We start from the raw sequence: 13833 nt of genomic DNA on the forward strand, positions 1-13833 counted from the left end.
TACCTGGAACTACAGAATGGGGGAAAGCTTCTCATCGAGCGCGAAGCCCACACTCACCGAACCGAGTCCGGACAGTTCCGCGACGAAAAAGTCTCCCGGCGCAGCGGTGACCATCGGCCCGAGCGCACCCGTGAGCACCACGTCACCCGCGCGCAAAGGATCGCCTCGACGGGCTAATGTGGAGGCCAGCCAAAGTGCGGCGTTCAGGGGACTGCCAAGGCAGTCCGCGCCGGTACCTTCCGACACCACCGCGCCGTTCTGTGACAATGTCATGCGAACCGAAGGCAAGTCGACGCAGTCGAGCGTCACCCTCGTGCCACCAAGCACGAAAAGGCCGGATGAGGCGTTGTCCGCGACGGTATCGACAATCGAGATATCCCAGCCCTCGATACGGCTGTCCACGATCTCCAGTGCGGCGACCGCGAACTCGGTGGCGTGAACGAGTTCCGCCATGCCGCAATTCGGATTCGGCAGGTCATCATTCAACATGAGAGCGACCTCGGCCTCGATCTTGGGCTGCAACAACCGCCGCGCCGGCACGATACCGCCGTCGGCTACCGCCATGTCCGTGAAGAGCGCGCCGAAGTCGGGCTGGGCGACACCGAGCTGACGCTGGACAGCAGGCGAAGTCAAGCCGACTTTACGACCTGCCAGGCGTCGCCCCTTTTTTAGCGCGTGTTCGGTATTCAGTCGCTGTACCGAGTAGGCGGCCTCGATATCACCGAACGTAAAGAGGTCACGAACCGGAAAGCATGCCTTGCCGGCTTCGGTGGCGTTCCGCAGTAGATCCGCGGCTTCGCGGATGGCGGGCGCACTCAAGGCAGCCGCCGAACAGGACGAGCGAACACGGGAACCTCCAAGTTCATGCGTATGCAGGAAGACCGAACGGATCGAGACAGAAGCCGGACCAAGCCTCAGAGTACTCAGGGTCCGCCGCCGGGCTGAGCAGATGACGGTAGCGGCCCGCGTGGAAAACCAAAGGTTCTCCGGCTCCGTCGGAGAGGTGTCGCACCTCGCCGACGAACAACGTGTGATCTCCCGCGGAGTGCGATTGGACGATTTCAGCGGATACTTGCGCCAGCGCTCCCGCGATAAGAGGGACAGTGCCCCGATCGTCGAATCGCGGCGTCAGATCCGGATCCGGCCTGCCGCTGAAGTGTCTGCTCACCGGCTCCTGGGCGGCGGACAAGACGCTTACGCCGTAGACTCCACTGGCCAACAGGTGGGCGTGCATCTTCGCACGTTTGGCGATGGAAATCACGACCAGAGCGGGTTCGAGGGAAACCGACATGAAACCGTTCGCGGTCATACAGTGCGGTCCGGCGGGGGTCGGCGTGCTGATAATCGTTATACCAGTAGCGAACCGGCCCATGGCGTCGCGAAACCGCCGCGGATCAACGCTCGGCGTCGGAACGGCGATCTCCATAGCTCTCCTCAAGGTTGCGATGGCTCGACCAGTAAGAGAAAGGGCTGGCCCATCTTGAAACTGTCAGCACTTGACCGCGTCCGTCGTCGCCAGCAGGAGATCCAGCAGCACCCCCTCGACATTGGCGGCGACGAGTGTGTCCAGCAGGCCGGAAAACTCCTGGAGCCGGGCTCCTGGATCGACCACCACGATTCGACCGGCGGATCTGACCGCATGCAAAGTGCCGAGGTCGTGCCGCCCCAGTCCCAGATAGACCGCGGGTGCGATGCTTCGTGCCATCACCCCGATCTCGAGCTGAGGAGCGACCTCTCCCGCCGCGACCGCGGCCGACGTCGCCGCGAGCGCGATCCCCGGGGTCCCGGCGATGCGTTCGGCGACACGACGTGCGCCGGTGCCAAGGCCTCTTCCGAGGCCGAGCACAAGCCGAGCGATAGCCAGCTTCGGGGCGTCCGGCAGCTCGACCCGGCGCTCGACCAGCGTGTACCCGCCGCCTTCGTCCCCGGCAGCGGCGATGAAATCGATCTGCGGTTCGCGCTGTTCGCGAACGACACCCGCCTCGAACGAACCCGGACGCAGCGTGCCCATCGACGGCGTGGAATGCGCGATCACCGGGGCGACCACATCTGAGGTCAGCGCCGGCTTGAGCCACAGCAGATCCGGCTCGTCGGTATCGGCGTCACGAACTTCCAGCGCGGTGAAGTCCCCGGTCAGGCCAAGGCCGAGGCGTGCGGCGACGCGTGGCGCGTAGTCCCGGCCACGGGCGCTGAACGGGGCGATCACCGCGAAAGGCGAATACTCGGCGATAGCCCCGGCCAACGCCGCGGTGACCAGCTCCGTACGGTACTCCGCGCATTCGACGCCGCGCAGAACGAGCACGCGATCGGCACCGTGCGCGTAGAGCACCCGGGGCAAGTCGTCCGGCAGCCCGTCCGGCAGCACCGCTACGATCGTGGCCCCCAGAGAACCCGCGACCGTCCGGGCGCAGGAAATCGCCTCGAGACTGGTGGGGTGCAGGCCACCTCCAGGCAGCGGCTCGGCAACGGCCCAAATCTCTCGCGACGGCACGGAGACATCGCTCTCGGTCGCAGTGCCCGTCGACGCAAAGGCGTACTTCAGCAGATCTGCGGCATCGAAGCCGACGTCGGTGTACGTCGAGGCGCGCTCGCCGCCCCCCTCCCTGATCTCCGAGACAAACGTCGGAGACCCCCGCGTGCCGAACTCCCTCGGTCCTCCCCCGAGTTCTTCCGCGGACAATGTTTCGATAGCCGAGGGGTCCGCCTCTGTTACGCACGGCGGTTCGGCCCCCCTGCCGAGCGAGATCACCGCGGGCAATGCGACGGTCCAGGTCTCGTGGCCGACGTCGGTCTCCACTTCAGCTGACACCACATCGGCGTCGGCCCGCAGGTTCGTGGCCTGGGTCAATTGCGGCAGTCCCATGAGCTCGGCGATTTGAGGCCCGACTTGGGCCGTACCACCGTCAAGCGTGCACCTGCCGGTAAGCACCAGCTCCGGTTCCTCCCTCGCGACGAGCCGGGCAAGCGCACGGGCGGTCGCAAGCGTGTCCGCACCGGCGAACCGGCGGTCGACGAGGTGCACGGCCCGGTCGGCACCACGGCGCAGCGCGTCGCGGAGGATCTCGATGGCCGACGGAGGTCCCATCGTCACGGCCACCACTTCCCAGCCGGTCTGCCCTCGCAGAGCCAGTGCCTGCGCCAGCGCCGGCAGGTCGGGCGGGTTGGTGACGGCTTGATCATCGTCACGAAGGATGCGTTTGGTGCGCTGGTCGAAGGCACCTCGGCCAGGTGCCGGGATCTGCTTGAGGCAGACGACTATACGGCCCGGCCTGCTCACCCCTGCACTCCCGCGTACATTTCCTCGTCAATGTCGTACTCTTCCCCCGGGGCAAGCATCCGGAACTCCTTCTTACGCGCGCCGCACACCGGGCATACCCAATCATCGGGAATGTCGCCGAACGCGGTACCCGGCTCGATACCGCCCTCTGGGTCGCCGAGACGGGGGTCGTACACGTCTTGACAGACATCACAGATCCACACTGCCGTAGCCGGGTCGGCCTGGCTCTCCTCGGTAGCCACTACCGTCTTCATCGAAGCCTCCTTGCAAGGATGGAAAGGAGGCGATCTCGAAATTCGGGGATCCCGAGATCGCCTCCCGGCTGGTGCGGGCAGGCTCAGGGTTCGAGTCCTGCCATGCGCGTCATCCCGCGCACACCCAGGCCGCCGTCGCTGTGGATGATCGTGCCGGTGACCGCTGGTGCACGTTCCTTCGCGGCGAGGAACGCGTAAGCCCAGGAGTGATCGTCCGGCTGGGCAACGATACCCAGCGGATTGATCCCCTTGATCAATCCCTCGATGTCCGGGACGTCCTTCAGCGACTGAGCTTCGCTTGACAGCGCGGGAATTCCGCGCAGATCCGTGATCGTCCCGCCGGGCGCCACCCCGTTGACCCGTACATGCGGCGAGAGTTCGTACGCCAGCTCGGTCACCAGACCTCGGACAGCGAACTTCGACGATACGTAGAGGGGGCCACCGCCGCCGGGGTAGAACCCGGCGTTGGAAATGGTGAGAATGATCTGCCCTCGGTTCTCGACAAGCTGATCCAGCGCCGCCTTCACGCTCAGAAGGTTACTTTTGACGTTGACGGCGAATAGCTGGTCGAACGCTTCACCGATCTTGTCCTTCGGCAACTGCGGTATTTCGGTGAAATAGTCGAACACCCCCACCGCACACACAAGTGTGGTCAGTGGGCCGAACGCCTCGGTCACATCAGCCACGGCGCGTTCGTTGTCCCACATCGACGTCGCGTCGCCTTGCGTGACGACGACGGCGTCGTCGGGAAATTTTTCCCGCAGATCCCTGGCTTTGTCCGGAGAGATCTCGAGGACCCCGACCTTGGCCCCTTCGCTGACGTACAGCTCGACGACAGCACGGCCGATACCCGACCCACCACCGGTGACCAGTGCCACCTTTCCGTCCAGGAAACCCAAGTGAATCAGTCCTTTCCCAACAGAGCCGACAACGGACGCGCGTCGAGCTTCACACCGGGTCCGTAAGGGGTGTCAAGCAGCTTCGAATACATTTCCGGCGTCTGCCAGGTAAGGCTTTCCAGCTGCAGCGGGTCCAGCAGGGTCTGAAACCCCAGCCGGGGGGAGTTGATGAGGAGGCGTTCACGCTGACCAGTAGTGGTATAGCTGACCTGAATCACCGTGAACTCGTTCGCAATCTGAATGATCGGGTCTTGGCCCTCATTGTTGATGATCGTCACCGAACAGCCTCCGTCACATGATCAGAGCGAGGTTATGAGTCATGATTGTGGTCTGGTCCAGTACGACTACCCGTTTCGCGAGCCGGAAACCGGCTTCCCCCCTGCGGAGCACGTCGTGTCGCTCACCGGAAAGAATGTCAAACACCGGGACGTCTCCACGGGTGCGATAGAGAAGCAAGTTGGACTTCACCGCCACCTCGTCCGCCGACTCGCCGGCCGCGACCCGCACGTTCGTGACGAAATGACGCGAACGAGAAGGCGGATCCTCGGCCCACGCGTATTCGGTCTCCAGCCGCAGGACACGCATTTCCATCGAGTCCCAGTCATCGTCCATAAGGGTCATTCCCTCGACGATGTCCGAGTCGGCCTCACGCTCACGAGTGACGCGCAGAGGCACGACATACGACAGATCTGCTGCGATCAGGTCCAGCCATTCCCGATACCTGCCACCATCGAGGAGTTCGGCCTCGGCGAAGAGCCAATCGGTGACTTCGCGAATCGTGCTGTCGGTGACTTCCGTTACAGTGGACATCGGCTCTACGCCTCCGCCCGTGCGAGCGCCTCGGCGGCGGCGGCGGGGACCTTGCCGTTGCGCGACGCCGGGTCAGTGACCATCAACTGCATCCAGTACTCCATGAAGTTGCGCTGGTTCGCCTCGGCATAGTCCATCGGGAACGCCTTACCCGGTCCGGGCCAGTCGGGATCGGGCTCGTAGACACCACGACCCATCTGGTAATTGAGCTCCATGGTCTTCGCGTATTGAGCGCCGAGCACGCGGGTAATGCTCCGCCAATTCTCAGCATCGTCCTGTTCGAAGGCACCGGAGATGCCGAAGGTTCGAACGTAAGCTTGATAGCTCTCTTCCTTGTACCAGTCCGGCGCCTCTTTCTCGACCAAGAAGAAGGACATGACCTCCATCTTGTCGGGGCCGATCGGATGCCAGAGCCGAAGGGTCAGGAAAGACGTGGGCGGCGAAACGTGGTCCTTCGACATCAGGAAGTTGCCGATCGACAGGTTCGGGAACACGGTGCCGTGGATGAACGCGACCGGCCGAAATACCTCGACCTGTTCCGGAGAAAGCCGGCGCTGCAACTGCTCGACGATATTCTCCGGCATGCCAAGGAATTCAGGGAGCGGAATACCGGGCGGTGGGCCGATGATGCCAAGCCCGTGGCCGTTCTCGGTATGCACGTGTTCGCCGTAGAGCGCGAACTTCGGATCCGGCGGCGCGAGCCCGAGTTCCACCATGGACCGGTGCGTCATCATCGTGTGATAGGCGTCGCCGATGAAGTTGTCGGCGCCGAGTTTCCAGTTCGCGTCCACGACCCAGCGCTGCGGGGCGCCGACGACCTCCAGCCCGGCATCACTACGGTCCAGAACGATGTCGAGGTAGAATTTCATGTCGCCGAGGTAGTCCTCGAGAGACTGTGCCTCCGGGTCCAGGCAGCCGAAGATGAGGCCCTTGTAGGTTCCCAATTTCGGAACCGGCTTCAGCTTCCACAGGGACTTGTCCAGCTTGTTGCCGTACGCCTCCCGACCAGCGGGAACACCCACCAGACTGCCCTTGTTGTTGTACGTCCAGCCGTGATAGGGGCAGCGGAAGTGCGATGTGTTTCCCATTTCGGCGCGGCACACCTGCATGCCACGATGGCGGCAACTGTTGAGGTGGCCGCGGATCTCACCGTCCTCGTCCCGGCAGACGATGAACTGATCCTCCGAGATGTACCGGACCACGTAGTCACCGCGTTCCGGAATCTCACTTTCATGCGCAAGGAAGACCCAGGATCGACCAAATACCCGCTCGCGCTCCGCGTCATGCATCTCTGGATCGTTGATAATCGCGGCTGGAACGGTCCAGTCGGCTTCTACGTCGCGAAGCCCCTTCTCCAGAATCTGCCGAAGTTCGTCCCTCAACATGTGGCCGCCTTGGTGTCAGACATCTTTGTCTCCTCCGAAAATCGCGGCCCAGCGGGGAGCGGGTCCGCGTCGACAGCTTGACTGGCTTTCTAAGATACTAGTATCTTTACCGGAGTTGTCAAACCCTACTTGGCCGCCGCGGAGGCGAACCGAAGGAGAGCTCACATGGGAACACCCGTCCTGTCGCCGGAGTGGATGAAGGCCTACGCCGAGATCTGGAACTCCACAGAGGCCACCCGCGAGGGCCTCAAGAAGCTGAGCATGTTCGTCGAGTACCGACTCGCCGAGGACGAAACCCGCGCGGGGCAGATCGAGGTCAAAGAAGGGGAAGTCGTGCGCGCCGGCGCGCCGGTCGAAGGCGTGAAGTCCGACTTCGTGCTCACGGCGAAGGTCGAGACTTGGCAGCGCCTCGGCGCCGGGGAACTGCCCGCGGCGAAGGCGATGGTCACGAGGAAGGTCAAGTTCCGAGGTGCCATGTCAGTGGCACTCAGCAATCTGCCCGGCCTGGAGGCCGCCATGCTGATGTTCGGACAGGTCGACGACACCGACTGGTCGGTCGGCTGACCGAGGCCTTGAAGCCGCGATCCCCCTGGAGCCGAAGTCAGCACACTTCGGCTCCAGGGGCGCCACCACCTGGTCGACTCCACCCCGCGCAATCAGCCTAATGTGGACCGTTTCATCCGGCCTGTACCGCAAATCACTCTCAGTCAACCCACTGACACGCTAGAATCTCTGAGTGATCTCCAGTACACAGGAACCGACCTTCCCACACCGAAGGGCCGGGTAAACCCATGCCCATGATCGCGACAGTCAACAAGACGGACCAGATCTACAGCGCGCTACTCACACAATTACTCGAGGGACGATATCAGTTCGGAGAAATCCTCAGTACCTACGAACTGGCGGCCGAGTTCGGCGTGAGCCGTCGGCCCGTAATGGATGCGGTGATGCGGCTGGCCACCGCGGGCTTCATCTCGATCATTCCGCAAGTCGGTTGCCAGGTCGCGATTCCCAGCGAGCACAAAGTGCGCGACCACTTCGCAGTGGCTGGCATACTCGAGGGGGCGGGGGCGCGCCTCGCGGCGACCATGCCCACCGACGCCCAGCTCGCCGAGATCGAGGACATGCTGCAACGAGGCGCCGGCCCGGCAAAACGCAACGACGCGATTTCATTCGCCGGAGCCAACCGGGACTTCCACTCGGCAGTCCTGGCAGCCAGCGGAAACCAACGGCTCGCCGAACTGGCCATGGACACCTGGGATCTCAACGATTTCTACCTTCAGAAGAACCGACTGAGCACGGACCTGACGAAGGCACAGGCCGAGCACACCGAAATCGCCAAGGCGATCGGACGCGGGGACGCGGAGCACGCGGGACGGCTCATGGAGGAACATGTTTCACGATTTTGGAAGTTCGTGGAAGTGTAGCCCCTCACGCCACAGTCGGGTGTCATGACCACACGGCCATGACACCCGATTTCTGTTTCGTCACCCAGCGAAGGCTTCGTCACCTGACGGTTGCCCCTGAGATTCTAGTATGCCAATATGGAAGCCTGACACAGGAAGGAGTGCCGTGGAGCAGCACGTGAGCATCTGGGGCGACTTGACCGGAGTCGACCTTCGCCAGCGAACGGTGGACGCCGGTGGCGTCGCCACCCGGGTGGTCGAAGCCGGGGACGGTCCGACTCTGGTCATGGTGCATGGAACGGGTGGGCACCTCGAGGCGTATTCCCGCAACCTCCGCGACCTCGCGAAGACGTTTCGGATCGTCCTCTACGACATGGCGGGACACGGATACTCGGCCAAGCCCGACCGGCCCTATACGATCGACTACCTGAGCGACCATTTGATCGCACTGCTGGACGCGCTGGAGATCGATAAAGCGCATCTTTCGGGCGAATCACTGGGCGGCTGGGTGGCAGCCTGGACCGCGGCACATCACCCTGACCGGGTCGATCGACTGGTACTCAACACGCCCGGCAACGTCACGAACAAACCCGAAGTCATGGAACGCCTGAAGGAATCGAGCCTGAAGGCGGTCCGTGAGGCAAGCCGCGAGACCGTACGCACTCGAGTGGAATGGCTCTTTCACGACAAGAGCCTGGTCACCGATGAACTCGTCGAATTGCGGCTGCGGATCTACAGCCAACCGGGCTTCGAAAACGCGATGCGCAACATCCTCGCGGTTCAAGATTGGGAACACCGCCGCCCGTATATCTGGTCCCCGCAGTGGTGCCACAACATCGCGGCGCCCACGCTGCTGCTGTGGACCGACCATGACCCGACGGCGTCCGTCGACGAGGCGTCGTTACTGGAAGAGCTCATCCCCGGCAGTCGGCTCGAAATCATCGAAGGCGCGGGTCATTGGCCCCAATGGGAGAAGCCTGACCAGTTCAATGAGACCCACACCAAGTTCCTGAAAGGAAAGTGATGACCGCACGAAACGGCGCCGGCTATCTCGACCGGCTGCGCACGCACAGTCCCGAACTGTGGGTCGGATCCGAGAAGATCACCGACGTTGCCGGGCACAAGGCGACGTCCGGCGCCGCGGCCGAGATCGCCCGCCTCTACGATCTGCAGTTCGAAGACAACAACCTGCTCTTCACGCCCGGCGATGGTGACGGTTCGGCCGGAGTGCAGTTCCTGATGCCCCGCACCGCGGCGGACCTCGAACTTCGCCGTGTCATGCACAAGCAGTGGGCGGATTCCAGTCTTGGCATGATGGGGCGCAGTACAGACTTCGTCAGCGCGATGCTGGTGGCGTGGAACGCCAACGCAGAGTTCTTCGGGGAGGGCGCCGACCGGGTGCGCGCCTACTACAAGTACGTCCGCGACAACGACCTGTTCCTGTCCCACGCGCTGGCGGACCCACCGGTCGACCGTTCGAAGCCTCCGTCACAACAGCCCCACCCCTACACTTATCTCGGCGTGAAACGCGAGACCCCGGACGGCATCATCGTGAGCGGCGCGAAAATGCTGGCCACCGCGGCGCCCTACTCTGACGAGATCCTCGTCTGGCCGTTCTCGCTCAGGAAGTACGCTGCCGAGGAAAAGCCCTATGCCATCGCGTTCGCCATCCCGACCGACGCGCCGGGCGTCCGGCTGATCTGCCGCGAGCCGTTCGGCGGCGGAAACGGATTCGATCACCCGCTGTCCAGCAGGTTCGACGAGATGGACGCCGTGGTCGTGTTCGATGACGTTCTCGTGCCCTGGGAACGAGTCTTCATCAACCAGGACTACGAACGGGTCAACAACATCTGGGCGATCAACTCCAATGCCTTCACCGGCGTCCAGACCTCGGTCCGGCTGCTCGCCAAACTCCAGTTCGTCGCCGGCCTGACCAAACGCGCCACGGAAGTCGTCAAGACCGACCAGTTCCCGCAGGTCCGCGACGCGCTTGGCGAGATCACCACCTATATCGAATTGACCAGGGCCGCCGTTCACGCGTCCGAAGCCGGCGCACGGCACGGCGCCGACGGAATTCTGTTCCCCGATGTACGCCCGCTCTACGCGATTCGCAACTCCGGGAACCGCTGGTACCCGCGAGTGCGGGAGATCCTGCAACAGATCCTCGCCGGCGGCCTGCTCTACCAGCCCGCCGACGTGAGCGCGTTCGACTCGCCGATCGCCGAAGACATCGCCCGCTTCTATCGCGGACCGGAGACCAACAGCCTGGACCGCATCGCGATCTACAAGATCGCAGCCGATCTCGCCGTCTCCGCCTTCGGTGGCCGCCACGAACTCTACGAGCGGTTCTACGCGGGTGACCCGCTGTTCCTCCGTGTCAACACCCAGTTCAACCAATACGACTGGACGGAGCCTCTCAGCCTGGTCGACGGGCTACTGGCCAGCTCGATCAAGCAATCAGGGGTACTGCCCGGCAATACCACGGAGGATTCCGCAGCATGACGGTTCACGGGCGCCGGGCACTCGTGACCGCCGGGTCAAGCGGGCTCGGAGCCGCGATCGCGACCTCGCTGCGCGAACGTGGAGCGGAAGTGTTCATCACTGGAACCGGGCCGCACACCGGCGAAATCGCGCGCAAGATCGGTGCGGCGGGCTGGACGATCGCGGACTTCACCGAGCCCGGCGCCGCGACCGAGGCGGCGACCGCCGCGAGTGAGTCGCTCGGAGGCATCGACATCCTGGTGTCCAACACCGGCGGCACCCGGGCGGCGACGGCCGCTGACCTCTCGGCGCAAGACTGGGATTCGGCCTACCGGTTGCTTCTCGAGAGCGCGATCTGTCTGACGAGTGCGGTGTTGCCGGCGATGACATCGGCCGGGTGGGGAAGGCTCATCTACATCACCTCGGTCGGCGTCGTGAAGCCCCTGCCACTGCTGCATCTGTCCAATGTGATGCGGGCGGGTGTCGCCGCCCTCGCGCGATCACTGGCCGCGGAGGTCGCACCGCACGGGGTTACCACGCACGTGGTCGCCCCCGCTCATATCGATACACCGCGACGTCGTTCGCTGGTCGCGACCCGCGCGGCCGCCTCGGGCGTCGCAGTCGAAGAACTGGAACGACGGCAGCTGGCGGACGAACTGCCCGTCGGCCGGTGGGGACGCCCCCGGGAGGTCGGCGAGCTGGTGGCCCACCTCTGCTCGCCCCACACCGGATTCCAAACGGGACAGACACACGTCATCGACGGCGGGATGACCTCGACCTAGGTGGAGAACCATGACGAACTTCGACCAGTGGATGCACAAACTCCACGAGATGAAGGACTATGATCCAGAACGATCGATGCCCGAACATCTGATCACCCGCTCGGCGACCGCACGATGGCTCGAAGAGGAAGTGACAGGCAACCCGAGCAGGGTCGGCGTGCTGGCAGACGTGCCGGCGAAGTCGATGGAGTTCTACCTCCAGGAGATCCCGGCCGGCACCGCGACCGACCTTCAGCGTCACTTGCACGAGTCCGTGCACTGTGTGCTGGAAGGGGCAGGCTACTCGGAGATCGGTCCGGAAGTCCTGCGGTGGTCGGCCGGGGACTTCGTCTACACCCCGCCGTGGGTGTGGCACCGGCACTACAACGACGGCGCGGGGCTGGTCCGCATGATCCTCGTAGAAAACTCGCGGCAGCTCGATGCCCTCGGTATCAACCGGCGGGAAAGCGCCGGGAACATCCCGTACGACAAGATGGACAGGAGTTGATCCACCGATGGGTATTTCACAGGTGGCCCACGCCGAACTCGCCGTCGCCGACCTCGATGAAGCGATCGGCTTCCACACCGACGTCCTGGGTATGCAGGAACTGGGCCGCTCCGACGGCGCGGTACGGCTCTCGGTCGGTGTCGACGGAAGCTGCGACCTGGTACTGACCTCCGGCGGGACCGGGGTCCGGAAGTTCGCGTTGCGTGTCGACGACGTCGCGGATCTCGACAGGTACGCGCGACGCCTCGCCGAAGCGGGCGTCAAGGCCGAGACCCGTACTGACGAACACCCCGGAGTGGTCCAGTCTCTGCAGTTCCAAGCGCCTTCCGGGCATGTCATGGAACTGGCGTTGCTTTCATCCGGTCCGCAGTACATTCATCCGTCGAAGGCCGGCCGGCGCGGCGGGATCCGGGCTCTGGATTTCGACCACATCACCGTCCAGGCCCAAGACCCCAAACCCTTGGTCGACTTCCTCGTCGAACTGCTGGACTTCCAGGTCTCCGACATCTTCGCCCCGGCACCCGGGGTGATCGGCGCGGCCTGGTGCCGGGCCAGCACGCTGCATCACGACATCGCCGTCATTTCCACTCCCGAGGCGGGGAAGTCGCTGCACCACTACGCACTCGGAATGGAGTCGTTCGACCACCTCAAGCTGGCCGCTGACGAACTCGCTCGGCACGGAGTACCGATCGAGGTCGGCCCCGGCAGGCACGGTGTCGGCGGAAATGTCTACACCTATTTCTGGGCCGCGGGCAACCGCTACGAGCTTTCAGCCGAGATGCCGCGGGTGCGACGGAATGACCCAGTGGTGTGGGAGGACTTCCCGAAGGCGTTCAGCCCGTGGGGTCTGCAGCCGCCAGAGTCGTTCGGCCACGCTTCCTGACGGCTCCACCAAGACGAGATTCGCCCGGAGCATCGGGAATCCCCCCGCCCGGACTCCGGGCGAATCTCCCTTCCCACAAGACAGGAGACCGTGTGTCGCAAAAATTCGGTGTGGACGATATAAGCGGTGTCATCGCCGTCACGCCGACCCCCGCATCGCCTGGGGCGGACAGGCTCACCGCACGTGACACCGTCGATCTGAACGAGTCCGACCGAATGATTCGCGCGCTGATCGCCGACGGTGTGGACGGAATCATCACCAACGGTACGCTCGGCGAGATGGCGACCTTGACGGTGAAAGAATGGCAGGATTTCACCGCCTGCGTCGCGGATGCGGTTTCAGAAACCTCCCCGGACCTGCCATTGTTCATTGGCGCGACCACCCCGAATACGAGAGAAACCGTCGACAGGATCCATTTTCTACGTGATCTTGGTGTACGGGGTGTCATCCTCGGCCGCCCGATGTGGAGCGCGCTTGGCTTCGATGCCCTGCTGGCCTTCTACCGCGACGTCGCGGAATTGTTCCCAGAGATGTCCATCCTTCTTTACGACAACCCCGAGGCGTTCAAGGGCCCGATCCCGTCCGAGGTCTACGGCCAGCTTGCCGAAGTGCCTCAGATCATCGGCGCGAAATACATTGCGATCACTCCGAAGTTCACCGCGGATCTGACGGCGGTCGCCGGCCGGATCCGGCTCCTGCCGCTCGAGAGCGACTGGCTCTCGGCACAAACGCTGCACCCGGAAGCATCACTCGGTTGCTGGAGCAGCAGTGCCCTTTGCGGACCACAGCCAGTGCTCGCCCTGCGTGACGCGATCCGCTGTGGCGACGTCGAGAGGGCTCGGCACCTCACCCACCGCATCGAATGGACCTACGAGCCGTTCCTCGCGAGAACCAACTTTCCAGAGTTCTCGAAGTACAACATCACCCTCGAGAAGATCCGTTTCGACGAAGCCGGTTACGTCACCGCGGGTCCCGCACGTCCGCCGTATCACATCGTCCCGGATGCCTATGCAGAAGGGGCACGTGAAAATGGTCGCCGCTGGCGCCGACTGGTCGGCGAAGTTCGCGGCTCGACCTCCTGAAACCCACCCGGGCGCGTTTGGGTGTAACGCGTCCGGGCCGCGGACCTGATGGCGCCGCCCCAACCAGCCGGGGCGGCGCCATCAGGG

16 protein-coding genes are annotated in these 13833 nt (G+C 63.8%); 8 read left to right on the top strand and 8 right to left on the bottom strand.

Annotated elements, in window-relative coordinates:
- Nucleotides 1-9: 9 nt before the first annotated feature.
- From ACZ1DY_RS40270 to ACZ1DY_RS40305, 8 genes are all read right to left on the bottom strand, one after another.
- A complete protein-coding gene (locus ACZ1DY_RS40270; protein WP_465482768.1) occupies nt 10-819 on the bottom strand; it encodes a 2-keto-4-pentenoate hydratase in 810 nt (269 codons plus the stop codon).
- Nucleotides 820-862: 43 nt separating this feature from the next.
- Nucleotides 863-1426, bottom strand: a complete 564-nt coding sequence (locus tag ACZ1DY_RS40275) for a flavin reductase family protein (RefSeq protein ID WP_465482769.1) — start codon at nt 1424-1426, stop codon at nt 863-865.
- Between the two features lie 63 nt (nt 1427-1489).
- Nucleotides 1490-3277, bottom strand: coding sequence for an electron transfer flavoprotein (locus ACZ1DY_RS40280; protein WP_465482770.1), 1788 nt, complete (start codon nt 3275-3277; stop codon nt 1490-1492).
- Nucleotides 3274-3531 carry a rubredoxin gene (locus tag ACZ1DY_RS40285; protein WP_465482771.1) on the bottom strand — a complete coding sequence of 86 codons (258 nt, stop codon included), beginning with the start codon at nt 3529-3531 and terminating at the stop codon, nt 3274-3276. Before ACZ1DY_RS40285 ends, ACZ1DY_RS40280 begins: the two co-directional genes overlap by 4 nt.
- A gap of 83 nt (nt 3532-3614) precedes the next feature.
- A complete protein-coding gene (gene hcaB, locus ACZ1DY_RS40290; RefSeq protein WP_465482772.1) occupies nt 3615-4430 on the bottom strand; it encodes a 3-(cis-5,6-dihydroxycyclohexa-1,3-dien-1-yl)propanoate dehydrogenase in 816 nt (271 codons plus the stop codon).
- Nucleotides 4431-4435: 5 nt separating this feature from the next.
- On the bottom strand, nt 4436-4708 hold the full coding sequence (locus tag ACZ1DY_RS40295) for a dihydrodiol dehydrogenase (RefSeq protein ID WP_465482773.1): 273 nt from the start codon (nt 4706-4708) through the stop codon (nt 4436-4438).
- A 13-nt stretch (nt 4709-4721) separates the two neighbouring features.
- Nucleotides 4722-5240 (bottom strand): aromatic-ring-hydroxylating dioxygenase subunit beta, encoded by a 519-nt coding sequence (locus tag ACZ1DY_RS40300; protein WP_465482774.1) that lies wholly within the window; start codon nt 5238-5240, stop codon nt 4722-4724.
- Nucleotides 5241-5245: 5 nt separating this feature from the next.
- Nucleotides 5246-6625, bottom strand: coding sequence for a Rieske 2Fe-2S domain-containing protein (locus ACZ1DY_RS40305; RefSeq protein ID WP_465482775.1), 1380 nt, complete (start codon nt 6623-6625; stop codon nt 5246-5248).
- Between the two features lie 165 nt (nt 6626-6790).
- On the opposite strand from ACZ1DY_RS40305, the gene ACZ1DY_RS40310 reads away from it, so the two are divergent.
- The 8 genes from ACZ1DY_RS40310 to ACZ1DY_RS40345 all read left to right on the top strand — a co-directional run bounded on the left by ACZ1DY_RS40310 (nt 6791) and on the right by ACZ1DY_RS40345 (nt 13746).
- The gene (locus ACZ1DY_RS40310) at nt 6791-7189 is read left to right on the top strand and encodes an SCP2 sterol-binding domain-containing protein (protein WP_465482776.1); all 399 of its coding nucleotides are present in this window, start codon (nt 6791-6793) and stop codon (nt 7187-7189) included.
- A gap of 233 nt (nt 7190-7422) precedes the next feature.
- Nucleotides 7423-8052 carry a GntR family transcriptional regulator gene (locus ACZ1DY_RS40315; protein WP_465482777.1) on the top strand — a complete coding sequence of 210 codons (630 nt, stop codon included), beginning with the start codon at nt 7423-7425 and terminating at the stop codon, nt 8050-8052.
- Between the two features lie 145 nt (nt 8053-8197).
- Nucleotides 8198-9055, top strand: coding sequence for an alpha/beta fold hydrolase (locus tag ACZ1DY_RS40320; RefSeq protein WP_465482778.1), 858 nt, complete (start codon nt 8198-8200; stop codon nt 9053-9055).
- The gene (locus ACZ1DY_RS40325) at nt 9055-10533 is read left to right on the top strand and encodes a 4-hydroxyphenylacetate 3-hydroxylase family protein (protein WP_465482779.1); all 1479 of its coding nucleotides are present in this window, start codon (nt 9055-9057) and stop codon (nt 10531-10533) included. Before ACZ1DY_RS40320 ends, ACZ1DY_RS40325 begins: the two co-directional genes overlap by 1 nt.
- Nucleotides 10530-11294, top strand: coding sequence for an SDR family oxidoreductase (locus ACZ1DY_RS40330; RefSeq protein WP_465482780.1), 765 nt, complete (start codon nt 10530-10532; stop codon nt 11292-11294). The genes ACZ1DY_RS40325 and ACZ1DY_RS40330 overlap by 4 nt, the downstream gene beginning before the upstream one ends.
- A 10-nt stretch (nt 11295-11304) precedes the next feature.
- Nucleotides 11305-11781 carry a cupin domain-containing protein gene (locus ACZ1DY_RS40335; RefSeq protein ID WP_465482781.1) on the top strand — a complete coding sequence of 159 codons (477 nt, stop codon included), beginning with the start codon at nt 11305-11307 and terminating at the stop codon, nt 11779-11781.
- Nucleotides 11782-11788: 7 nt separating this feature from the next.
- Nucleotides 11789-12664 carry a VOC family protein gene (locus tag ACZ1DY_RS40340; RefSeq protein ID WP_465482782.1) on the top strand — a complete coding sequence of 292 codons (876 nt, stop codon included), beginning with the start codon at nt 11789-11791 and terminating at the stop codon, nt 12662-12664.
- 92 nt (nt 12665-12756) lie between these two features.
- Nucleotides 12757-13746 carry a dihydrodipicolinate synthase family protein gene (locus ACZ1DY_RS40345; protein WP_465482783.1) on the top strand — a complete coding sequence of 330 codons (990 nt, stop codon included), beginning with the start codon at nt 12757-12759 and terminating at the stop codon, nt 13744-13746.
- Nucleotides 13747-13833: the final 87 nt, after the last annotated feature.

This window comes from Amycolatopsis sp. PSD-21, assembly GCF_055561455.1.

What these genes read in the sequence shown, in the direction of transcription:
- ACZ1DY_RS40275 (WP_465482769.1), bottom strand. Translation starts at nt 1,426, where the DNA reads ATGGAGATCGCCGTTCCGACGCCGAGCGTTGATCCGCGGCGGTTTCGC.
- ACZ1DY_RS40285 (WP_465482771.1), bottom strand. Translation starts at nt 3,531, where the DNA reads ATGAAGACGGTAGTGGCTACCGAGGAGAGCCAGGCCGACCCGGCTACG.
- ACZ1DY_RS40300 (WP_465482774.1), bottom strand. Translation starts at nt 5,240, where the DNA reads ATGTCCACTGTAACGGAAGTCACCGACAGCACGATTCGCGAAGTCACC.
- ACZ1DY_RS40305 (WP_465482775.1), bottom strand. Translation starts at nt 6,625, where the DNA reads ATGTTGAGGGACGAACTTCGGCAGATTCTGGAGAAGGGGCTTCGCGAC.
- ACZ1DY_RS40310 (WP_465482776.1), top strand. Translation starts at nt 6,791, where the DNA reads ATGGGAACACCCGTCCTGTCGCCGGAGTGGATGAAGGCCTACGCCGAG.
- ACZ1DY_RS40315 (WP_465482777.1), top strand. Translation starts at nt 7,423, where the DNA reads ATGATCGCGACAGTCAACAAGACGGACCAGATCTACAGCGCGCTACTC.
- ACZ1DY_RS40325 (WP_465482779.1), top strand. Translation starts at nt 9,055, where the DNA reads ATGACCGCACGAAACGGCGCCGGCTATCTCGACCGGCTGCGCACGCAC.
- ACZ1DY_RS40330 (WP_465482780.1), top strand. Translation starts at nt 10,530, where the DNA reads ATGACGGTTCACGGGCGCCGGGCACTCGTGACCGCCGGGTCAAGCGGG.
- ACZ1DY_RS40335 (WP_465482781.1), top strand. Translation starts at nt 11,305, where the DNA reads ATGACGAACTTCGACCAGTGGATGCACAAACTCCACGAGATGAAGGAC.
- ACZ1DY_RS40340 (WP_465482782.1), top strand. Translation starts at nt 11,789, where the DNA reads ATGGGTATTTCACAGGTGGCCCACGCCGAACTCGCCGTCGCCGACCTC.